This is a genomic window from Burkholderia crassaminum (genome assembly GCF_964265005.1).
GTDB lineage: Bacteria > Pseudomonadota > Gammaproteobacteria > Burkholderiales > Burkholderiaceae > Burkholderia.
The window spans coordinates 3484494-3505523 of the sequence record NZ_OZ183799.1 but is presented as its reverse complement, the minus strand read 5'-3'; the positions used below and the strand labels follow the sequence as shown (position 1 = coordinate 3505523).

At 66.2% G+C, this 21030-nt stretch carries 21 protein-coding genes; 4 read left to right on the top strand and 17 right to left on the bottom strand.

The annotated features are described in order from the left end of the window. Window positions 1-35 precede the first annotated feature (35 nt). The 9 genes from ACPTTF_RS16275 to ACPTTF_RS16235 all read right to left on the bottom strand — a co-directional run bounded on the left by ACPTTF_RS16275 (window position 36) and on the right by ACPTTF_RS16235 (window position 10223). Window positions 36-1610, bottom strand: a complete 1575-nt coding sequence (locus ACPTTF_RS16275) for a DUF3138 family protein (protein WP_423371740.1) — start codon at window positions 1608-1610, stop codon at window positions 36-38. A gap of 116 nt (window positions 1611-1726) precedes the next feature. Continuing rightward, window positions 1727-2566, bottom strand: a complete 840-nt coding sequence (locus tag ACPTTF_RS16270; RefSeq protein ID WP_166955215.1) for an ABC transporter permease subunit — start codon at window positions 2564-2566, stop codon at window positions 1727-1729. After that, a complete protein-coding gene (locus ACPTTF_RS16265; RefSeq protein WP_166955217.1) occupies window positions 2563-3549 on the bottom strand; it encodes an ABC transporter permease subunit in 987 nt (328 codons plus the stop codon). Before ACPTTF_RS16265 ends, ACPTTF_RS16270 begins: the two co-directional genes overlap by 4 nt. A 10-nt stretch (window positions 3550-3559) precedes the next feature. After that, on the bottom strand, window positions 3560-4714 hold the full coding sequence (locus ACPTTF_RS16260; protein WP_166962638.1) for an ABC transporter ATP-binding protein: 1155 nt from the start codon (window positions 4712-4714) through the stop codon (window positions 3560-3562). A gap of 188 nt (window positions 4715-4902) precedes the next feature. Continuing rightward, on the bottom strand, window positions 4903-6018 hold the full coding sequence (locus ACPTTF_RS16255) for a polyamine ABC transporter substrate-binding protein (protein ID WP_166962640.1): 1116 nt from the start codon (window positions 6016-6018) through the stop codon (window positions 4903-4905). A 61-nt stretch (window positions 6019-6079) separates the two neighbouring features. After that, window positions 6080-7522 carry an aspartate aminotransferase family protein gene (locus ACPTTF_RS16250; RefSeq protein ID WP_423371739.1) on the bottom strand — a complete coding sequence of 481 codons (1443 nt, stop codon included), beginning with the start codon at window positions 7520-7522 and terminating at the stop codon, window positions 6080-6082. A 37-nt stretch (window positions 7523-7559) separates the two neighbouring features. Further along, window positions 7560-8897 (bottom strand): glutamine synthetase family protein, encoded by a 1338-nt coding sequence (locus ACPTTF_RS16245; RefSeq protein ID WP_423371738.1) that lies wholly within the window; start codon window positions 8895-8897, stop codon window positions 7560-7562. 29 nt (window positions 8898-8926) lie between these two features. Continuing rightward, window positions 8927-9715: a gamma-glutamyl-gamma-aminobutyrate hydrolase family protein gene (locus ACPTTF_RS16240; protein WP_423371737.1), complete on the bottom strand. Its 789-nt coding sequence runs from the start codon at window positions 9713-9715 to the stop codon at window positions 8927-8929. Window positions 9716-9998: 283 nt separating this feature from the next. Then, on the bottom strand, window positions 9999-10223 hold the full coding sequence (locus tag ACPTTF_RS16235; protein ID WP_072437498.1) for a hypothetical protein: 225 nt from the start codon (window positions 10221-10223) through the stop codon (window positions 9999-10001). A 413-nt stretch (window positions 10224-10636) separates the two neighbouring features. Here ACPTTF_RS16235 and ACPTTF_RS16230 point away from each other — a divergent pair, with 413 nt between their 5' ends. Further along, complete coding sequence (locus tag ACPTTF_RS16230; RefSeq protein ID WP_166962648.1) at window positions 10637-11188, top strand: cupin domain-containing protein; 552 nt, start codon at window positions 10637-10639, stop codon at window positions 11186-11188. A gap of 97 nt (window positions 11189-11285) precedes the next feature. Further along, complete coding sequence (locus ACPTTF_RS16225; protein ID WP_423371736.1) at window positions 11286-12776, top strand: aldehyde dehydrogenase; 1491 nt, start codon at window positions 11286-11288, stop codon at window positions 12774-12776. A 63-nt stretch (window positions 12777-12839) separates the two neighbouring features. On the opposite strand, the gene ACPTTF_RS16220 is transcribed toward ACPTTF_RS16225, so the two are convergent. Continuing rightward, entirely contained in the window at window positions 12840-13040 is a 201-nt protein-coding gene (locus ACPTTF_RS16220; RefSeq protein WP_011353438.1) for a heavy-metal-associated domain-containing protein, read from the bottom strand. Window positions 13041-13402: 362 nt separating this feature from the next. Here ACPTTF_RS16220 and ACPTTF_RS16215 point away from each other — a divergent pair, with 362 nt between their 5' ends. Further along, window positions 13403-13735 carry a cupredoxin domain-containing protein gene (locus tag ACPTTF_RS16215; RefSeq protein WP_059521142.1) on the top strand — a complete coding sequence of 111 codons (333 nt, stop codon included), beginning with the start codon at window positions 13403-13405 and terminating at the stop codon, window positions 13733-13735. A 12-nt stretch (window positions 13736-13747) separates the two neighbouring features. Then, entirely contained in the window at window positions 13748-14584 is an 837-nt protein-coding gene (locus ACPTTF_RS16210) for an FTR1 family iron permease (RefSeq protein WP_166962652.1), read from the top strand. Between the two features lie 117 nt (window positions 14585-14701). On the opposite strand, the gene ACPTTF_RS16205 is transcribed toward ACPTTF_RS16210, so the two are convergent. The 7 genes from ACPTTF_RS16205 to ACPTTF_RS16175 all read right to left on the bottom strand — a co-directional run bounded on the left by ACPTTF_RS16205 (window position 14702) and on the right by ACPTTF_RS16175 (window position 21019). Then, the gene (locus tag ACPTTF_RS16205) at window positions 14702-14920 is read right to left on the bottom strand and encodes a hypothetical protein (RefSeq protein ID WP_034179233.1); all 219 of its coding nucleotides are present in this window, start codon (window positions 14918-14920) and stop codon (window positions 14702-14704) included. Then, on the bottom strand, window positions 14920-15372 hold the full coding sequence (locus ACPTTF_RS16200) for a hypothetical protein (RefSeq protein ID WP_423371735.1): 453 nt from the start codon (window positions 15370-15372) through the stop codon (window positions 14920-14922). Before ACPTTF_RS16200 ends, ACPTTF_RS16205 begins: the two co-directional genes overlap by 1 nt. Before the next feature lie 59 nt (window positions 15373-15431). After that, window positions 15432-17249, bottom strand: a complete 1818-nt coding sequence (gene glmS / locus ACPTTF_RS16195) for a glutamine--fructose-6-phosphate transaminase (isomerizing) (protein WP_423371734.1) — start codon at window positions 17247-17249, stop codon at window positions 15432-15434. A gap of 54 nt (window positions 17250-17303) precedes the next feature. Continuing rightward, complete coding sequence (glmU, locus tag ACPTTF_RS16190) at window positions 17304-18665, bottom strand: bifunctional UDP-N-acetylglucosamine diphosphorylase/glucosamine-1-phosphate N-acetyltransferase GlmU (RefSeq protein ID WP_423371733.1); 1362 nt, start codon at window positions 18663-18665, stop codon at window positions 17304-17306. A gap of 135 nt (window positions 18666-18800) precedes the next feature. Then, window positions 18801-19796, bottom strand: a complete 996-nt coding sequence (gene ttcA, locus ACPTTF_RS16185; protein WP_166962662.1) for a tRNA 2-thiocytidine(32) synthetase TtcA — start codon at window positions 19794-19796, stop codon at window positions 18801-18803. Next, complete coding sequence (locus tag ACPTTF_RS16180) at window positions 19793-20197, bottom strand: dihydroneopterin aldolase (protein WP_423371732.1); 405 nt, start codon at window positions 20195-20197, stop codon at window positions 19793-19795. The genes ttcA and ACPTTF_RS16180 overlap by 4 nt, the downstream gene beginning before the upstream one ends. Window positions 20198-20275: 78 nt before the next feature. Further along, window positions 20276-21019, bottom strand: a complete 744-nt coding sequence (locus tag ACPTTF_RS16175; protein WP_423371731.1) for an SDR family oxidoreductase — start codon at window positions 21017-21019, stop codon at window positions 20276-20278. Window positions 21020-21030: the final 11 nt, after the last annotated feature.

The following is a 21030-nucleotide window of genomic DNA, read 5'->3' as shown; positions in this document are numbered from 1 at the left end:
CCGTGCGCGCGGCACGGCGCCCCGCGTGTGCTGCATCAGAACGAATAGATGAACTGCGTCGCGAGCAGGTCGTTGGACTTGCTGTACGAACCGTCGTTGCGCAGGAACACCTTGTTGTTCGCCCAGTCGTGCCGGTATTCGACCTTCACGGTGATCTGCTGGGTCGGATAGAACAGCAGGTCGAGCGCAACGTCCTGACGGATCGCGCCCTTGCACTCGAAGCCGAGGCCACCGCCGGCCTTCGACGTCGCGAGGCAATCCGAATCGACGCCGAAGCCGTTGTTCGGATCCATCCCGTTGCCGTTCAGCGAGATGCCGCCGCCGCCGCCGCCGTTCTTGCTGTTCACGAGTGCATCGTAGCGCAGCGTGACGCCCATGCGGCCGACCACCGGCGCGTTGAACTTGCGGTGCGCGAGCAGCGACAGGCCGTACCACTGCGCGAGTCCGCCGTTGTACGCCGCATGCTGCTGCTGGCCGTAGTCGAGTTCGGCGTTGTACTGGATGTCGGCGAGCGTGTAGGTCGCGTCGGCTTCCGCGAAGAAGAACGTGCCGTATCCGCTCGGCGATGCGCCGCCGGGGCCGTAGTGGACGACGCCGTTGCTGTCGATCGCGCTCGACAGCGTCTGGCGGCCGATGTTGAACGAACCGCCGAGGTCGAGCGCGCTCGACCACGTGTAGTCCGCACGGGCGGTGAAGGTCGGCACCTTGTTGCTGGTCGTGATCGGGTCGCCGAGCGCATTGGTGCCGGTCTGCGTGACCGAGCCGTACGTGCGGTACTGCTCGTTGCCGACGAAGAACTTCCACGCCCAGTTGCCCTTCGTGTAGTTCGCACCGGCACCGATGTAGCTGCCCGGATCGGAGAAGTCGTACAGCAGGTTGTGCGTGAGCGTGAGCATCTGGTTCGACTGCTGCACCTCGTAGCCGCCGAAGCTCGGGATCAGGCCGGCCACGAGCGTCGTCTCGGCCGTGATCGGCACGTTGACGACCGCCGTGTTCAGGATGTTGTTGCCGATGTTGCCGCGCGAGTTCTGCAGCAGCGTGATGCCGTTCCCGCGGTTCGGCATCAGCGTGATTTCCGCCGACGGCGCCATCGGGCCGACGCCGAACGTCTTCTTGATGTCGAGGTAGAGATCGCCGAACGTGCTGTTGAAGTAGTTGTACGCGCTCTCGTGGTTCGCGAACAGGAACGACGACGTGCCGGCCGCGCGGTTGTAGATGTAGGTCGGGTCGATGTAACCCGTCACCGACAGGCCGGCGAGCGGGCCCGTGTTGGCCGCGTCCGTCAGCGAGTCGACCTTCAGCTGCTGGTTCGCGATCTGCTGCTTCATTTCGCCGACTTCGTCGTTGGTCAGCGTCGCCTGCGCCTTGCCGTAATCCGGCGAGCTCGGGTCGACGGCCACCGCGACCGGCGCTGCTCCGGCCTTCGTGCCGGCCGTCGCTACCGTGGCGCCGCCCGGCTTCGCCGAGAGCTGCGCCTGCATCGCCTTCATCTGTTTCTGCAGCGCCGCGACCTGCGCCTGCAGCGCCTTGATCTCGGCGGATGTCGAGTCGGCCAGCGCGATGCCCGGCAACGCGCCGGCCACCAGCAGGCAGATCAGTTTCTTCTTCATTGCGGATTCTCCTTGTCGTGCGCCTGTCGATACGGAATCGAATCGCGCGCCCCCCCTGGGGCAGCGCGCCTTGCTTGTCTGCAGTGCTTGTTATCGATGAAACGGAAAGGGAAGGGTCACGCCACCGCGAACGCCGCCTTCATGTCGGCCACGCGGCGCCGCTCACGCGCGATCATCATCCGGTTCACGACGATCACGCCGATCGTCACGGCCGTGATGAACAGCGTCGCCAGCGCGTTCATCTCCGGGTTCAGCCCCAGCCGCACGCGCGAGAACACCACCAGCGGCAGCGTCGTCGACCCCGGCCCCGACAGGAACGCCGACAGCACCAGGTCGTCGATCGACAGCGTGAACGACAGCAGCCACCCCGACAGCAGCGCCTGCGAGATCAGCGGCAGCGTCACCACGAAGAACACCTTCAGCGGCGTCGCGCCCAGATCCAGCGCCGCTTCCTCCAGCGACTTGTTCATCTCCTTCACGCGCGACTGCACGATGATCGCCACGTACGACACGCACAGCATCACGTGGCCGATCCAGATCGTCAGCATCCCGCGGCCCTTCGGCCAGCCGAACATCTGCTCCAGCGCAACGAACAGCAGCAAGAGCGAGATACCCTGGATCACTTCCGGAATCACCAGCGGCGCGTTGATCATCCCCGTGTACAGCGTGAAGCCCTTGAAGCGGCCGAAGCGCGCGAGCACGAAGCCCGCCCACGTGCCGATCACGACCGAAGCGGTCGCCGTCAGCAGGCCGATCTTCAGCGACAGCCACGCGGCGGTCAGCAGCTCGTCGTCGTCCAGCAGCGCGCTGTACCATTTCAGCGAGAAGCCCGACCACACCGTCACCAGCTTCGACTCGTTGAACGAGTACACGATCAGGCTGATGATCGGGATGTACAGGAACAGGAAGCCGAAGGCGAGAACGCCCGTCGACAGCGGTTTGCTCGGCTTGATCATTTCGCGTCCTCCAGTTCCTTGACCTGGTAGTACTGGAACAGCGCCATCGGCACCAGCAGCAGCATCACCATCGCGACCGTCACCGCGGACGCCATCGGCCAGTCCATGTTGTTGAAGAATTCATCCCACATCACGCGGCCGATCATCAGCGTGTCGGCACCGCCCAGCAGTTCCGGAATCACGTACTCGCCCACCGCCGGGATGAACACCAGCAGGCTGCCGGCGATGATCCCGTTCTTCGACAACGGCAGCGTGATGCGCGTGAACGCGACCCACGGCTTCGCGCCGAGGTCATACGCGGCTTCGAGCAGCGTGAGGTCCATCTTCACGAGGTGCGCGTACAGCGGCATCACCATGAACGGCAGGTACGAATAGACCATCCCGATGTAGACGCCCGCGTCGCTGTGATAGAGGCGCAGCGGCGTGTGGATGATGCCGAGCGCGATCAGCGTGTGGTTCAACAGGCCGTCATCCTTCAGGATGCCGATCCATGCGTATACGCGGATCAGGAACGACGTCCAGAACGGCAGCATCACGGCCATCATCAGCACGTTGCGGCGGTTCGGCTCCGAGCGTGCGATGTAGTACGCCATCGGGTAACCGATCAGCAGGCACAGCACCGTCGACACGGCGGCCATCTTCAGCGAGCTGAGGTAGGTCGCGATGTACAGGTCGTCCTGCAGCAGGAACGCGTAGTGCGACAGCTGCAGTGCGAAGTGCACGACGCCGTCCTTGAACTCGACGAGCGACGTGTACGGCGGGATGCCCATCACCTGGTCGGCGAAGCTGATCTTCAGCACCAGCACGAACGGCAGCGCGAAGAACACGGCAAGCCACACGAACGGCACGCCGATCGCGACGCTGCGGCCCGACGGCAGGAAGCGCGACAGCGCGGCGAAGCGGCTCGGGCGGGCGCGGCCGGCGCCGGCGCTCGCGGCGCCGGACGACACCGGCGCGGACGGAGTGGAAGCAGAGGTTCTCATCGTGGCGTCCTCATTGCGTCAGCACGACGCCGCTCGCCGGCGACCACGACACGAACACGTCGTCGTTCCACGCCGGAGCCGTATCGCTCATCAGGTGCGAGCTCGACAGGTTCGACACGACCGTCTTGCCGCTCGGCAAGCGCACGTGGTACAGCGAGTAGCTACCCATGTACGCGATGTCGGTCACGACGCCGCGCGCCCAGTTGTGCTTCGAGCCCGGCTTCTCGCGCGACACGTGGATGCGTTCCGGACGCACCGAGATGCCGACAGGCATCCCGAGCGGGCCCGTGATGCCGTGGCTCACGTACATGCGCGCTTCGAGGTCGTCGCTCTCGACGAAGATGTGATCGGGTTCGTCCTCGACCACACGGCCTTCGAACAGGTTGGTCGAGCCGATGAATTCGGCCGAGAAGCGGCTGTTCGGGAATTCGTAGACTTCCCCCGGCGCGCCGATCTGCACGATCTTGCCTTCGCTCATCACCGCGAGGCGACTGGCCATCGTCATCGCCTCTTCCTGATCGTGCGTGACCATCACGCAGGTCACGTCGACCTTCTCGATGATGTTCACGAGTTCGAGCTGGGTTTTCTGGCGGATCTTCTTGTCGAGCGCGGACATCGGCTCGTCGAGCAGCAGGAGCTTCGGGCGCTTGACCAGCGAACGCGCCAGCGCGACGCGCTGCTGCTGGCCGCCTGAAAGTTGATGCGGCTTGCGCTGCGCGTACTTGCTCATCTGCACGAGCGCGAGCGCGTCGGCCACGCGTTCCTTGATCTCGTTCTTGGGCGTGCCTTCCTGCTTCAGGCCGAATGCGACGTTCGATTCGACCGTCATGTGCGGGAACAGCGCGTACGACTGGAACATCATGTTCACCGGGCGGCGGTACGGCGGCAGCGACGCGAGGTCCTCGCCGTCGACGAAGATCTTGCCGGAGGTCGCCGTCTCGAGCCCGGCGAGCATGCGCAGCAGCGTGGACTTGCCGCAGCCCGAGCTGCCGAGCAGCGCGAACAGCTCGTTCTTCGCGATCGTCAGGTTCACGTTGTCGACGGCCGTGCTGTCGCCGAATTTCTTCACGACGTTTTCGATGCGCACGAAGGCGTCGTTTTGCGTACGGGCCGCGGTGGCCGGTTGGGTCTGTCGTGCAGCAGCGGAAGAGGGTATCGATTGCATGGGATTCACCATTCGTTCTTCACGGATTGCAGGCGTGAGCGCTCCCGCGCGAGGCGCGCAATGCGACTCACGGACAACGGCTCGGGCCGGATGGAACAGTGCGCGCGGCGCGCGCGGGCGGACGGAGGTCCGCGGATCTCAGGCGGGCAGGCGTGAAGCGATACCTGCGCCGCCGGAATGCTTGGCGATCAGTGGCCGGTCTTCAGTTGGGCCCACAGGCGGTTCTGGAGGCGCAGGATGTCGGCCGGCATCGGCTTCATCAGCACCATCTTCTTCAGCACGTCTTCGGGCGGGTAGACGGTCGGATCCTGCGCGACGCCCGGCGTGACGAACTGGTGCGCGGCCTTGTTCGCGGTCGGGTAGAACACCGTGTTGGTGATCGCCGCGTTGACCTTCGGATCGGATACGTAGTTGATCCACTTCAGTGCGGCCTCGGGGTGCGGCGCATCCTTCGGGATCACCATCACGTCGAACCACAGCAGGCCGCCTTCCTTCGGGTTCGAGAACTTGATGTCGTACGAACGCTTCGCTTCGGCCGAGCGGCGATGCGCGATGCCGACGTCGCCCGACCAGCCGAGCGCGACGCACACGTCGTTGTTCGCGAGGTCGTTGATGTAGCCGGACGAGTTGAACTGGGTGATGTACGGGCGGACTTTCTTCAGGACTTCGAAGGCAGCCTGGTAGTCGCCGGGGTTCTTGCTGTTCGGATCCTTGCCCATGTACTGCAGCGTCGCGGCGAACACGTCGACGGCCTGGTCGAGGAACGACACGCCGCAGCCCTTCAGCTTTTCCATGTTGGCCGGGTCGAACACCAGCGCCCAGCTGTCGACCGGCGCCTTGTCGCCGAGTGCCTTCTTCACCGCCTGCGCGTTGTAGCCGATGCCGTCCGTACCGTAGGCCCAGGGCACGCCGTACTGGTTGCCCGGATCGGCATCCGAGATCATCTTCATCAGCAGCGGGTCGAGGTTCGCAAGGTTCGGCAGCTTCGACTTGTCGAGCTTCTGGTACACGCCGGCCTGGATCTGCTTGGCCATGTAGTTCGACGTCGGCACGACGATGTCGTAGCCCGAACTGCCGGCAAGCAGCTTCGCCTGAAGCGTGTCGTCACTGTCGTAGTTGTCGTACTTGACGTGGATACCCGTCTGCTTCTGGAAGTTCGGGATCGTGTCCGGTGCGATGTAGTCGGACCAGTTGTAGACGTTCAGGTCCTCGGCATGCGCCGACGGACTGGCGACTGACGTGAACGCTGCCGCGGCGGCAAGGGCGGCAACAGAACAGGCTTGGCGAAGAAAGCAGGCACGCATGGTGGAATTCCCCTGGTTATGGCAGCGTGCGGCGCCCGCCGCACGCCTGTAGGCAAAGCCGTTACGAAATACCCAGTTGCTGGGCGGTTGCATCGACGGCCTTCTTTGCCTTCGACACGAGTTCATCGATTTCCTGGCGTGTGATCACGAGCGGCGGCGACAGCAGCATCCGGTCGCCGGTCGCACGCATGATCAGGTTGCCGTTGAAGCAGAAGTCGCGGCAGATCGTGCCGACGTCGCCGCCGTTCGCGAAGCGGCGGCGATCGGCCGGCGATTCGGCGAGCTGCAGGCTCGCGACGAGGCCGTGGCCATGCACCTCGCCGACGATGGGGTGACGCGTGAAGGTCTCGCGCATCAGCGCCTGGAAGTACGGGCCCGTGTCGTTCTTCACGCGTTCGACGATCCCTTCGTCGCGCAGCAGCTTCAGGTTCGCGACCGCGACGGCCGCGGCCACCGGGTGCCCCGAATACGTGAGGCCGTGGTTGAATTCGCCGTTGTCGATGATCGGCCGCGCCACGCGTTCGTGAATGCCGACCGCACCCATCGGCACGTAGCCCGACGTGAGGCCCTTCGCCATCGTGATCAGGTCCGGCTCGAAGCCGAAGTGCTGGTGTGCGAACCATTCGCCGGTGCGCCCGAAGCCGCCGATCACTTCGTCGGCGACGAGCAGGATGTCGTACTTGCGGCAGATCCGCTGGATTTCCGGCCAGTACGTCGACGGCGGGAAGATCACGCCGCCCGCGCCCTGGAACGGCTCGCCGATGAATGCCGCGACGTTCTCCGCGCCGAGTTCGAGGATCTTCGCTTCGAGTTGCTGCGCGCGGGCAAGGCCGAACGCCTCGGGCGTTTCGCCGGCCGCCGCTTCGCCGAAGAAATACGGCTGGTCGATGTGCACGATGTTCTCGACCTTTGACGGCATCTGCTCGTGCATGTAGCCCATCCCGCCGAGCGTGCCGCCGGCGATCGTCGAGCCGTGGTAGCCGTTCTTGCGCGAGATCACGAACTTCTTCTGCGGCTGGCCCTGCACGCGCCAGTACTGGTGCACGAGGCGCAGTACGGTGTCGTTGCCTTCCGAGCCGCTGTTGCAATAGAAGAAGTGGTTGAAGCCGGCCGGCGTCACTTCCGCGAGCATCGCGGAGAGTTCGATCACCGGCGGGTGCGTGGTCTTGAAGAACGTGTTGTAGAACGGCAGTTCCTGCAGCTGGCGATACGCGGCGTCGGCGAGTTCCTTGCGGCTGTAGCCGACGTTCACGCACCAGAGGCCGGCCATCCCGTCGATGACCTTGTTGCCGTCCGAGTCCCACAGGTAGACGCCGTCGGCCTTCACGATCACGCGGCTGCCCGCACGGTTCAGCGCGCCCATGTCCGAGAACGGGTGGATGTGGTGCGCGGCGTCGAGCGCGCGGTATTCGGCGGTCGTGCGCGCCTGCGTCGCGCGTGGTGCGGCGGCCGTGGCGCTCGGCGCGGCCGGCTGGATCCAGGCAGATTCGTTGCGATAAGTCATGTTTCCTCCGTGTTTCCGTATTCGGTCGTGTGCACGCTCAGACGTGCAGCAGCAGATGGCGGCGTTCCCACGAGCTGATCACGCGGAAGAACGCTTCGTATTCGGTTTCCTTCAGCGCGAAATACGCCTTCAGGAACTTGTGGCCGAGGATCTCGCCGAGCGGCTCGCACGCGGCCATCAGCGTCAGCCCTTCCTCGAGGTTGCGCGGCAGCTGGTACGGCAGGTCGTAGCCGTCGCTGACGAGCGGCTCGGTCGGCTCCAGGCGCTGCGTCATGCCGAGGTAGCCGGCCGCAAGCGTCGCGGCGAGCGCGAGGTACGGGTTGCAGTCGACGCCCGGGATACGGTTCTCGATGCGGCGTGCCGACGGGCCCGAGTGCGGGATGCGGAACCCGACCGTGCGGTTGTCGTAGCCCCACTGCACGTTGATCGGCGCGGCCATGAAGCGCGACAGCCGGCGATACGAGTTGATGTACGGCGCGAAGATCGGCATCAGCGCCGGCGTGTACTTCTGCAGCCCGGCGAGGTAGTTGTAGAACATCGACGTCGCGCCGCCGGTTTCCTGCGATGTGAACAGGTTCTGGCTCGTCTCCTCGTCGACGATGCTCTGGTGCACGTGCATCGCCGAACCCGGTTCGTCTTCCATCGGCTTGGCCATGAACGTCGCGTACATGTTGTGACGCAGCGCGGCCTCGCGCACCGTGCGCTTGAACAGGAACACCTGGTCGGCCAGCGACAGCGCGTCGCCGTGCATGAAGTTGATCTCCATCTGCGCGGCGCCGACTTCGTGGATCAGCGTGTCGATGTCGAGGTTCTGCGCTTCGCAGTACTCGTAGATGTCCTCGAACAGCGGATCGAACTCGTTGACGGCCTCGATCGAATACGACTGGCGGCCCGTTTCGGGGCGGCCCGTACGGCCGACCGGCGGACGCAGCGGCAGGTCCGGGTCCTTGTTCATGTCGACGAGGTAGAACTCGAGCTCCGGCGCGACGACGGGCTTCCAGCCCTTCGCCTTGTACAGGTCGAGCACGCGGCGCAGCACGTAGCGCGGCGAGATCTCGACCGGCGAGCCGTCGAAGTGCACGCAGTCGTGGATTACCTGCGCGGTCGGGTCGATGGCCCACGGGATCAGGCGGATCGTCGATTCGTCGGGCACGCACACCATGTCGGGGTCGGTCACGCCGGTAAGCGAGCCGTCTTCCGGATATTCGCCGGTGACGGTCTGCACCATCACGGCTTGCGGCAGCCGCATCGATTCGCCGGAGGTGAACTTGTTGCGCGGCGTGATCTTGCCGCGCGCGATGCCGGCCATGTCGGGAATGATCGCCTCGACTTCGGTGATCCGGTGTTGCTTCAGAAAACTTTCGATGTCTTGCATGTCTGTTCTCGTTGGTTGGGTCGGCGCGCTCAGGCGAGCGCGGCGGCGGCCGTGGCGTGCGTGCGGGCGTCGCGACGGGCGCGGCAGGCGTCGCCGAAGGCGCGGAAGATCGCGCTCGACAGCGGGTCCTGCGCATGCCGCCATTCCGGATGCCATTGCACGGCGAGGGCGAAAGCCGGTGCATCGACGACGCTCACGGCTTCGATCAGGCCGTCCGGCGCGACGGCCTCGACGGCGAGGCCGGAGCCGAGCTGCGCGATGCCCTGCTTGTGCAGCGAGTTCACGTGCACTTCGTCGCGGCCGCCGGCGAGCGCGTGCAGCTTGCCGCCGGGCGTCAGGCGCACGACGTGCGCGGGGCCGTATTGCGTGTCCATCGGCGCGTTGTCGTCCTCGCGGTGATCGGCGAAGCCCGGCACTTCATGCACGCGCTGGTGCAGCGTGCCGCCGCAGACGACGTTCAGCTCCTGGAAGCCGCGGCAGACGGCGAGCACGGGCACACCCGCGGCGATTGCCGCGCGCAGCAGCGGCAGCGTGGTCGCGTCGCGGGCCGGGTCGTGTTTCGTGCCGGGCGCGCTCGGTTCGCCGCCGTACAGGTGCGGCTCGACGTTCGAGTAGCTGCCGGTAAACAGCAGGCCGTCGACCGTGTCGAGGATGTCGTCGGTCGACTGGCGCTCGCCGAGCGCGGGCAGCACCATCGCGAACGCTTGCGCGCCGTCGACGATCGCGGCGACGTATTTGTCGCCGACCGTATGCGACGCGTGTGCGCCGATTTGCGTGTGGTCGGCGGTGATGCCGACGAGGGGTTTCCTTCTTTCCATGACGTCAATCAGTTATCCGGAAGGTTGTTGCGTACGTCTTGCCGGATGTGGCGAAACGCCGGCGTGCAACAACCCCGCAGCCTTGCGTGGGACGCAGGGCCGCTGGTGAATGGGCGCAACGGGATGGCGTGGCGATCCGCGCTGCGCGCGACGATCAGGCCGTCGTTCGTTTCATTGCGATACGCGACGCCGCAACGAATGCGCGAACGCGTTCCGTCACCGCACGGACGATGCGGTTGGCGAATCAGCGGATGAAACGAACGACGTAAAGAAAGGAGAGGCGCTACGGCAGCAGCGACGCCACTTCGTCGGTATCGACGGCGACGAATGCGCGTGCGGATACGGCGTTGTGACGCCGAACGGAACGACGGGACAGGATGGTGTAGATCGACAGATGCTGCAGGCGAGGACTATGCCAGCCGCAACTGCCATCGGAAGGGGACGCCGCGCTGCGCGAACTTCGCGCCACGCTTCGATCCCACCTCACCAGAGGGCCACGGACTCTCACGATTACACTCGACTGGGTTGTTGAAAGTATTGAACACCTGACCGTTTCGACGCGCTGGGCGTTTAAAATAATCAAGGCGCCGGTTACGCGTCATTTACATTGATGGGCATCAATTTTTGCGTTGCAATAACGTTTTTTGATGTCGATGAAAGCTTGATGACGCTAACCTGAGAGCCAGCATATACGAGCCAAAAACGGCGTCAAATGTTTTTTAACGGTGTTGCATCAGGGCTTTCCCGAGCAGTGCGAACAAAAGATTCGCAAACGGAATAATCGACAAGGTGTTCATTATTTCGAACGCCTTTCAGGGTTTTCCCCGCTGATGTACGGCATAAAGTGATTAGAATATTCAACGGCTGTCCACCGCGTCGTTTCACTTTGTCACCGCACCTATCGTGTCCGAAACCGAATCGATGTCCACCGAAGTCGCCGAGCGCCTGCGTTTCGTGCGCAACAAGCATGGCCTGTCGCAGCGCGAACTCGCGAAGCGGGCCGGCGTGACCAACGGCACGATCTCGCTGATCGAACAGGGCCGAGTGAGCCCGTCGGTCGGCTCGCTGAAGAAGCTGCTCGAATGCATCCCGATGAGCCTTGCGGAGTTCTTCACGTTCGAGCTCGCCGAATCGCGTTCGGTCGTGTCGCGTCGCGACGAGATGCCGAACCTCGGCAACGATACGCTCGCGTTTCACCTGGTCGGCGCGAGCATGAAGGACCGCAACATGTGCATCCTGCGCGAGATCTACCAGCCGCAGGCCGACACAGGCCCCGAGATGCTCGTGCACGCAGGGCACGAAGGCGGTGTCGTCGTGTCGGGCAAGCTCGAGCTGACCGTCGACGGCGCGACGTGGCTGCTCGACCCCGGAGACGGCTACTACTTCGAAAGCCGTTTGCCGCACCGTTTTCGCAATCCCAGCGCGGACCTGATCTGTGAGGTCGTCTCGGCCAATTCGCCGGCGACCTTCTGACCTTCCGGTCGCGCATCACCGCATTCGCTGCCGGCCGGCTGCGCGTCACGCGCAGCGGCGTGCCGCATCGCGAATGCCAAAAAACTGAGGCATCCTGATGAACAAGTTGACTTTGGCTGACTGGCAGGACAAGGCGGCGTCGCTCGAGATCGAAGGGCGCGCATTCATCGACGGCGCGTCGCGCGACGCGCATGGCGGCAAGACATTCGACTGCGTGAGCCCGATCGACGGCCGCGTGCTCGCGAAGGTCGCCGATTGCGGCGAAGCCGACGTGAACGCGGCCGTTGCCGCGGCGCGTCGCGCGTTCGACGCGGACGTGTGGGCCGGGCTGAACCCGCGTGTGCGCAAGGCCGTGCTGCTGCGCTGGGCCGCGCTGATGCGCGAGCATCTCGACGAGCTGTCGCTGCTCGAAACGCTCGACGCCGGCAAGCCGATCGGCGACACGACGACGGTCGACGTGCCGGGCGCCGCCTATTGTGTCGAATGGTTTGCGGAAGCGATCGACAAGGTGGGCGGCGAAGTCGCGCCGGCCGATCATCATCTCGTCGGTCTCGTCACGCGCGAGCCGGTCGGCGTGGTGGCCGCCGTCGTGCCGTGGAATTTCCCGATCCTGATGGCCGCGTGGAAATTCGGCCCCGCGCTCGCCGCCGGCAACAGCGTCGTGCTGAAGCCGTCGGAGAAATCGCCGCTGACCGCGATCCGGGTCGCGCAGCTCGCGTACGAGGCCGGCATGCCGGCGGGCGTGTTCAACGTCGTGCCGGGGGCGGGCGAGCCCGGCAAGCTGCTGGCGCTGCATCGCGACGTCGACTGCATTGCATTCACGGGCTCGACGGCAGTCGGCAAGCTGATCATGCAGTACGCCGCGCAGTCGAACCTGAAGCGCGCGTGGCTCGAACTCGGCGGCAAGTCGCCGAACATCGTGCTGCCCGATTGTCCCGATCTCGACCGCGCGGCGCAGGCGGCCGCCGGCGCGATCTTCTACAACATGGGCGAGATGTGCACGGCGGGTTCGAGGCTGCTCGTGCATCGCGACATCAAGGATGTGTTCATCGAGAAGCTCGTCGCGGCCGCGCGTGCGTACGTGCCCGGCAATCCGCTCGATCCGTCGGTGTCGATGGGCGCGATCGTCGACGGCATCCAGCTCGAGCGTGTGCTCGGCTATATCGAGGCCGGGCGCAGCGAAGGCAGGCTCGTCACCGGCGGTGCGCGCGTGAAGGAGGAGACGGGCGGCTTCTACGTGGAGCCGACGGTGTTCGAGGTGAAACCGGATGCGAAGATCGCGCGCGAGGAGATCTTCGGGCCCGTGCTGTCGGTGATCGTGTTCGACGACGTCGACGAGGCCGTGCGGATCGCGAACGACACCGAATACGGGCTGGCCGCGGCCGTGTGGACGTCGAACCTGACGACCGCGCACGACGTGTCGCGTCGGCTGCGCGCGGGCACCGTCTGGGTGAACTGCTACGACGAGGGCGGCGACATGAACTTCCCGTTCGGCGGCTACAAGCAGTCGGGCAACGGCCGCGACAAGTCGCTGCACGCGCTCGAGAAGTACACCGAGCTGAAGTCGACGCTGATCCGGCTGCGCTGACGGGAAATCGGGCGCGGGCACGGCGCCGTATGGCGGTGTGCCCGCGCCCGTGGCGTGCGGGCGTTATGCGGCACGCAGTGCGGGGTGGAAGCCGGCGGCTTCGATGATCGACTGCACGCGCTCGGCGCCTTGCGCCGATTCGACCTTGACGATCTTCGCCGCGACGTCGATGTCGAGCTTCGCAGCGGGATCGGCAGCCGTCACCGCACGCGTGATTGCATTGGCACAGCCGCCGCAGGTCATGTCCTGGACTTCGAATTCCATCGTGTTCTCCTGAGTTGACGATTGACAAGCATCGACAGCATGAAGCTTGCCACCGTGGGAAGGTCAAGCGTACGCGTGTCGCCGAAAATCAGTGTCGCGGCCTCGGTGTGACGACAGTAGTGCGGCGACAGTATGTCGTAAAGGTGAGTCTGATGAATGGCGAGCGGGCCTGCGCCGTCATTCCGAACTTGTCCGGATTGACGGCGAAGCGTTCCAGGCAAAGTCAGGCGGATGCCTTGCCGGGCAACGCGCGAAGGTGATCCATGAAGCACGATCACCATGCTGCTAGTAAGGGTACGCGAGATGAAAATGCGAATCGATCTTAGTATCGGCTCCCTTCGATATTTCAATTCGTTACCCCCATGAACCGTTTTGCTTTCGGCTTTGCGCTGGCGCTGCTGGGCGCATCGGCAACGTCCGCATTCGCGGCCGACGATGTCGTCAACCTGACCCTGAAGGATCACAAGTTTTCGCCGGACGGCGTGACGATCCCGGCCGGCAAGAAGGTGAAGTTCGTCGTGAAGAACCTCGACGCGACGCCCGCCGAATTCGAGAGCGACGACTTCAAGGCGGAGAAGGTCGTGCCCGCGGGCAAGTCGGTGGAGATCCTGGTCGGGCCGCTGAAGGCCGGCACGTACGAATTCCACGACGAGTATCACGAAGCGCAGTCGAAGACGCACCTGAGCGTCAAGTAAGCCCATATCGCCATGTTGTCTACTGCCCTGATCGTTTTTCGTGAAGTGCTCGAGGCCGCGCTGGTGGTCTCGATCGTGATGGCCGCCACGAAGGGCGTGCCGCGGCGCGGCTGGTGGGTCGGCGGCGGGCTGGTTGGCGGCGTGATCGGCGCCGGCCTGATCGCGGCGTTCGCCGACGTGATTTCGCAATGGGCGTCCGGCATGGGGCAGGAGGTCTTCAACGCGGGCGTGATGTTCGTCGCGACGCTGATGCTCGCGTGGCACAGCATCTGGATGAGCCGGCACGGCCGCGAGATGGCGCTGCAGATGACCGAGGTCGGGCGTGCCGTCGCGGCCGGCAGCAAGCCGCTGACGGGGCTGGCGATCGTGGTCGGCGTCGCGGTGCTGCGCGAAGGCTCCGAAGCCGTGCTGTTCCTGTACGGCATCGCCGCGGGCGATCCGGGGCAGACGCCGCAGATGATCGCCGGCGGGCTGCTCGGCGTGCTCGGCGGTGCAGGGCTTGGCTACGGGATGTATGCGGGCCTGCTGCAGATTCCGCTGAAGCGTTTGTTCTCCGTCACCAACTGGCTGATCGTGCTGCTCGCGGCGGGCATGGCGAGCCAATGCGTCGGCTTCCTGCTCGCGGCGGGCCTCGTGCCGTCGTGGGGCGATGCAGTCTGGGATACGTCGTGGCTGCTCAAGGAGTCGAGCATCGTCGGCAAGGCGCTGCATACGCTGATCGGCTATACCGCGCGCCCGGCGGGCATCCAGATCGTCGCGTACCTCGCGACGCTGGCCGCGATTGTCGGGCTGGCACGGTTCGTCGGCCGGCCGCAGGCGGCGGTGCGGCCGCCACGGCCTGCGGCCTGAGTGGTCCGGTTCGAACAGAAAAGGGGCGTCCATGACGCCCCTTTTTTCATGTGCGGTTCGCGGCCGGCCTGTGCGCGGCGTCGACGATAGTGCGCAGGCTGCGCACGCCGAGCCCGCTCAGCGGTGGCTGTCGATCCATGCGCGGGCCCATTCGAGGCCCGCTTCGCGCGCGTCGTCCTCGGTGTCGAACACGCCGAGCACGCCGGATGCCTCGACGAGCTTGTTGTTCTGCGTGATCGTGCCGCTCGCCGCGAAACGTTCGGGCTGCAGGATCTCGTCCTGCTGCAGGATCGCGTGGCCCCAGATCTGGTAGCCAAGGTAGGTTTGCGCTTCCATTATCGAGTCACCTCCGCGGAGCGGTTGTGCGTGCCGACCTGCAGCACGTTGCCATCCGGCGTGTATTGCCGGGGGATGTCGGAGAACTTGAGCGTGTGCGTCGCGTCGGGGTCGGCAGGCTGCATCACCGTGAGGCGGCCCGGCGCGGGCTGTGCGACGGGGCGCGGTGCGGCGGGCGCCACGGCCGTGGCCGCGGGACGATGCGAACCGGCTTTCACGGCTTGCGCGACGCGGCGCTTGTGCGGCTTCACGGCGGCTTTCGGCGTTGCGCTCGCATGCTTCTCCGCGCTCTTGCCGGCGTGCACGTCGGCGCCCGCATGCGCGGCCGGCGTACGTGCTGCCGGCTGCCGCGCCTCGGGCGGATTCCAGACTTCGACGTAGTGCTCGGCGGCCCAGCCGGTCGACGCGAACGTCAGCGCCAGCAAACCGCATCCAAACAGTCTTACTACCATTGTGTCTCCGTCTGTCTGGCCGGCGCGCACGTTGTGGGCGCGCCGACCGGCTTCCCGCCTTACTCCACCGTCACCGATTTCGCGAGGTTCCGCGGCTTGTCGACGTCGGTGCCGCGAGCGCACGCGGTGTGATACGCGAGCAGCTGCAGCGGCACGACGTGCAGGATCGGCGACAGTTGCCCGTAGTGCTCCGGCATCCGGATCACGTGCAGGCCGTCGTCATTGACGATCTGCGTGTCGGCATCGGCGAACACGTACAGCTCGCCGCCGCGCGCGCGCACTTCCTGCATGTTCGACTTCAGCTTCTCGAGCAGCGTGTCGTTCGGCGCGACCGTGACGACCGGCATCGCTTCCGTGACGAGCGCGAGCGGCCCGTGCTTCAGTTCGCCGGCCGGATAGGCCTCGGCGTGGATGTACGAGATTTCCTTCAGCTTCAGCGCGCCTTCCAGCGCGATCGGGTAGTGCAGCCCGCGGCCGAGGAACAGCGCGTTTTCCTTGCGCGCGAATTCCTCCGACCACGCGATGATCTGCGGCTCCAGCGCGAGCACGCTGTTCAGTGCGGCCGGCAGGTGGCGCAACTGCTTCAGGAATTCCGCTTCCTGCGCGGCATCGACGTGCCCGCGCAGCTTGCCGAGCGTCGCGGCCAGCACGAACAGCGCGACGAGCTGGGTCGTGAACGCCTTCGTCGACGCAACGCCGATCTCGGTGCCCGCGTGCGTCAGGAACTGCATTTCGGTGAGGCGCACCATCGCGCTCGTCGCGACGTTGCAGACCGCGAGCGTGTGCGTGTGACCGAGCGACTGCGCGTGCTTGAGTGCCGCGAGCGTATCGGCCGTTTCGCCAGACTGCGAGATCACCAGCACGAGCTGGCGCGGGTTCGGCACCGATTCGCGGTAGCGGTATTCGCTCGCGATCTCGACCTGGGTCGGGATCTTCGCGATCGATTCGAGCCAGTACTTCGCGGTGAGGCCCGAGTAGTAGCTCGTGCCGCATGCGAGGATCAGCAGGCTGTCGATCTCCGCGAACGCGGCGGGTGCGGCGTCGCCGAACAGCGTCGCGTCGAACGCGTCCGTTTGCGGCACCGTGTCGCTGATCGCGCGCGGCTGCTCGAAGATTTCCTTCTGCATGAAGTGGCGATACGGCCCGAGTTCGACCGCGCCGCCGTATGCGCTGACCACGCGGATCTCGCGCTGCGCGGTGGCGCCGTGGCGATCGACGATCTTCACGCCGTCGAGCGACAGCTCGCACACGTCGCCTTCTTCGAGGAACGTGAAGTGGTCGGTGCTGCCCGCGAGCGCGAGCGCGTCGGACGCGAGGAAGTTCTCGCCGTCGCCGTGGCCGACCACGAGCGGCGAACCCTGGCGCGCGCCGACGACGGTGTGCGGCTGGTCCTTGTGGATCACGGCGATTGCATACGCGCCATGCAGCTGGCCCACCGCTTCGCGCACCGCGTCGAACAGGTTGCCGCGATACAGGCTGTGCACGAGGTGGGCAATCACCTCGGTGTCGGTCTGCGACACGAATTCGTAGCCCTTCGCGCGCAGCGCTTCGCGCAGCGTCTCGAAGTTCTCGATGATGCCGTTGTGGACGAGCGCGAGCGCGTCCGACGAGAAGATCGGGTGCGCGTTGTGCGTGACCGGCGCGCCGTGCGTGGCCCAGCGCGTATGCGCGACGCCCGTCGTGCCTTCGAGGTGCGATTCGCGCACCTGCGTGTCGAGATCGGCGACGCGTGCGACGCTGCGCGCGCGCTTCGGTGCGCCCGGCTCGAGCACGGCGACGCCGCACGAGTCGTAGCCACGGTATTCGAGGCGCCGCAAACCTTCGATCAGCACCGGAACGATATTACGTTGCGCAACTGCGCCGACAATGCCACACATGAGTGATCAATCCTGTAAGTCGATGCGGGCGCCGCCCGGGCGCTCGCAAAAGGTTCAGCTCTTCTTCTTGACCGGGCGGACGTAGCCGCTCTTCGCGGTCTGGGTCTTCTCGTTCAGCGCGAGCAGGCCGTCGGCCACGTCCTTCCAGATCGTCGTGCCGGCGGCGATCGTCACGCCGCGGCCGACGCGCACGGGCGCGACGAGCTGCGTGTCGGAGCCGACGAACACGTCGTCCTCGATCACGGTGCGGAACTTGTTCGCGCCGTCGTAGTTGCAGGTGATCGTGCCCGCGCCGATGTTCACGCGCGCGCCGATGTCGGCGTCGCCGATGTACGTGAGGTGGTTCGCCTTCGAGCCGCGGCCGATCACCGCATTCTTCACCTCGACGAAGTTGCCGACGTGGGCTTCGTCCGCGAGCTGCGCGCCGGGGCGCAGCCGCGCGTACGGGCCGATCACGGTGTTGGCGCCGAGCTCGGCGCCGTCGATGTGCGAGAACGCGTCGATGCGCGTGCCCGCGCCGACCGACGCGTTGCGGATCACGCAGTTCGCGCCGATCGTCACGTTGTCGGCGAGCGTCACGTTGCCTTCGAACACGCAGTTCACGTCGATCGACACGTCGCGGCCGCAGCGCAGCGTGCCGCGCACGTCGAGGCGCGCCGGATCGGCGAGCGTGACGCCGTCGACGAGCAGCGCGTCGGCGATATTGCGCTGGTGGATGCGTTCGAGCTCGGCGAGCTGCGCCTTGCTGTTCACGCCGAGCGTTTCCCATTCTTCGTCGGGCTGCGCGGTGACGACCTCGAAACCGGCCTCGATCGCGAGTTCGACGACGTCGGTCAGGTAGTACTCGCCCTGCGCGTTCTCGTTCTTCAGCGCGCCGAGCCACATCGACAGCTGGGCCGTGGGCGTGACGATGATGCCCGTGTTGATCTCGGCGATCTTCAGCTGTTCCGGCGATGCATCCTTCTGCTCGACGATGCGCGTGACGAAGCCGGACACGTCGCGCACGATGCGGCCATAGCCGGTCGGATCGTCGAGCGTGACGGTCAGAATCCCGTAGCGGCCTTCGCGTGCGGCGTCGACGAGGCGCTGCAGCGTCGACGTGCGCGTGAGCGGCACGTCGCCGTACAGCACGAGCGTCGGTTGCGCGGGATCGAGGAGCGGCAGCGCCTGGCGGACCGCGTGGCCGGTGCCGAGCTGCTCGGCCTGCACCGCGAACTGGACGTCGGGCGCGGCGACGGCGGCCTGGACCTGCTCGGCGCCGTGACCGACGACGACGACCAGCCGGGACGGCTGCAGCGTGCGCGCGGTGTCGATGACGTGGGAGAGGAGCGGCCTGCCGGCCAGGGGGTGAAGCACTTTCGGCAGCGCGGAACGCATGCGCTTGCCGGTGCCTGCCGCCAAAATCACGATATTCATGGCGCCAGCTTGTCAGAGGAGTTCGAAGCCGTCCATTTTAGCATGCGGCCCCCGCCGTTCCGGGGCTGTCGCGGCGGGGCGACAGCCCCGGAAAAGGGCCGCGCGGCCCCGTTCCGACGGGTGTTCGGACCCCGCTTACAGGTCGTCGAACTGGACGATCGAGATCGGTTTGGCGGCGCCCGGCGCGGCCGTGTCGTCGCCCGACGCGCACGGTTCCTCGTCGAACGCGATGTCGCCTTGCGGATCGGCAACGCCAGTCGCGCGCAGCGACTGGAACGGGTACAGCGTGGTGTCCATCAGGTGCGACGGCACGACCTTCGCGAGCGCGTTGAACATGTTCTCGACGCGGCCCGGGAAGCGCTTGTCCCATTCGCGGATCAGCGCCTTCATTTCCGCGCGCTTCAGGTTCGGCTGGCTGCCGCACAGGTTGCACGGGATGATCGGGAATTCGCGCAGTTCCGCGTATTTCTCGAGATCGGTTTCCTTCACGTACGCGAGCGGGCGGATCACGATGTTCTTGCCGTCGTCCGACTGCAGCTTCGGCGGCATCCCCTTCAGCTTGCCGCCGTAGAACATGTTGAGCAGCAGGGTCTGCACGATGTCGTCGCGGTGGTGGCCGAGTGCGATCTTGGTCGCGCCGAGCTCGCCGGCCACGCGGTACAGGATCCCGCGGCGCAGCCGCGAGCACAGCGAGCAGGTCGTCTTGCCTTCGGGCACGAGCCGCTTGACGATGCTGTAGGTGTCCTGGTTCTCGATGTGGAACGGCACGCCGACCTGCTTCAGGTATTCGGGCAGCACGTGCTCGGGGAAGCCCGGCTGCTTCTGGTCGAGGTTCACCGCGACGATGTCGAAGTCGATCGGCGCGCGCTCGCGCAGGCGCAGCAGCACGTCGAGCATCGCGTAGCTGTCCTTGCCGCCCGACAGGCACACCATCACCTTGTCGCCTTGCTCGATCATGTTGTAGTCGCCGATGGCCTGGCCGACCTGGCGCACGATCCGCTTGAACAGCTTGTTGTTCTCGTACGCTTCCTTCTGTTCACGGCGCGTCAGCACCTGGCGGCCCGCCGGGGCGTCGGTTGCGTCGAGGGTGGCGGCATCGGCCGCCGTGTCATTCATGTGGGGGGCGTTCATGCGCGCTCCTCGTCCTTGATGCGAAAGACTTCGACGCCGACGGCGTCGCAGTCCGGATAAGCGTCCGGTTTCTCGGTACAGACGCGTACCGCGCGCACGGCAGCGTGCGCCAGCAGGTGCGTGGCGATCGCGTCGCACAGCGTTTCCTGCAGGTGGATGTGGCCGCGCGCCACGCATTGCGCGACGCTCTGCTTCATCAGGTCGTAGTCGACGACTTCATGCAGCCGGTCGTCGACGGGGGTGGACAGCGCGAGCGGCACGAACAGGTCGACGTTGATGACGACGCGCTGCTCGCCGCGCTTCTCGTGTTCGAAGGCACCGATGTTGATGTGCACTTCGTAGTCGCGCAGGTAGAGCCTGCGGCAGTCCGCGAGGCGGGGGTGCAGGAGAGCGGAAAACATGGTCGTCCCAGTCAAATTGGCGTGCGCACACGCAAAGCGGCGCGGGCGGCGGCAGTCAGGCCGCGCGATCCGCGCAGTTCATTCATTCGGGCCGGCGGCGGGCGGCACGAGGTGCTCGCCGCCGTCGACGGTCAGCGTCGCACCCGTGACGCCGGGCGCGCTCGCGAGATAGCAGGCCGCCGCCGCGATGTCGTCCGCGTGCGGCGCGTGGCCGCGCACCAGCGCCGCGACCCGCACCTTCGGCGCGAGCGCGAGCGCCAGCGCCGCCGTCGCGCGGTTCAGCGCGGCCTGCATCAGCGCGTGCGACAACTGCGCCGGCGCAGGGCGAAACAGCGCCTGGTCCAGCACGTGGATCGCGCATGCGCGCAGCGCCTCATGCTCGCGCGCGGCGTCGGGCGTCGCGTCGGCGAGCGCACGGGCCAGCGCGAGCGGCGCCGTCACGTTGCGCGCGAGTGCGCCGGCGAGCGACGCGCCGTCCACCGAGTGCGCGTCGTCGGCGCCCGCGCTGGCGCTCACGAACACCGCGCACGCAGGCCGGCCGAGCGCCGCGCCGCATGCGGCGACGAGCGCGGCGGCGTCGGCTTCCAGGGCCAGATCGGCGTCGAGCACGACCGCGCGGCGGCCGAGCGCCGCGACTTCGGCGACGAGCGCGTCGGCGGCCGCGCGCGGCGTACCGGGGCTGCGCTGCAGCGCGACGTCCCAGCCGCGCCGTGCGAATCCCGTCGCGAGCGCACGACCGATCGACGCGGCGTCGGCCGCGCTGCCCAGGGCACCGGTGACGAGCGCCACGCGCTGGGTCGACGTATCGGCTGAAACGGTCATTTACAATGCCG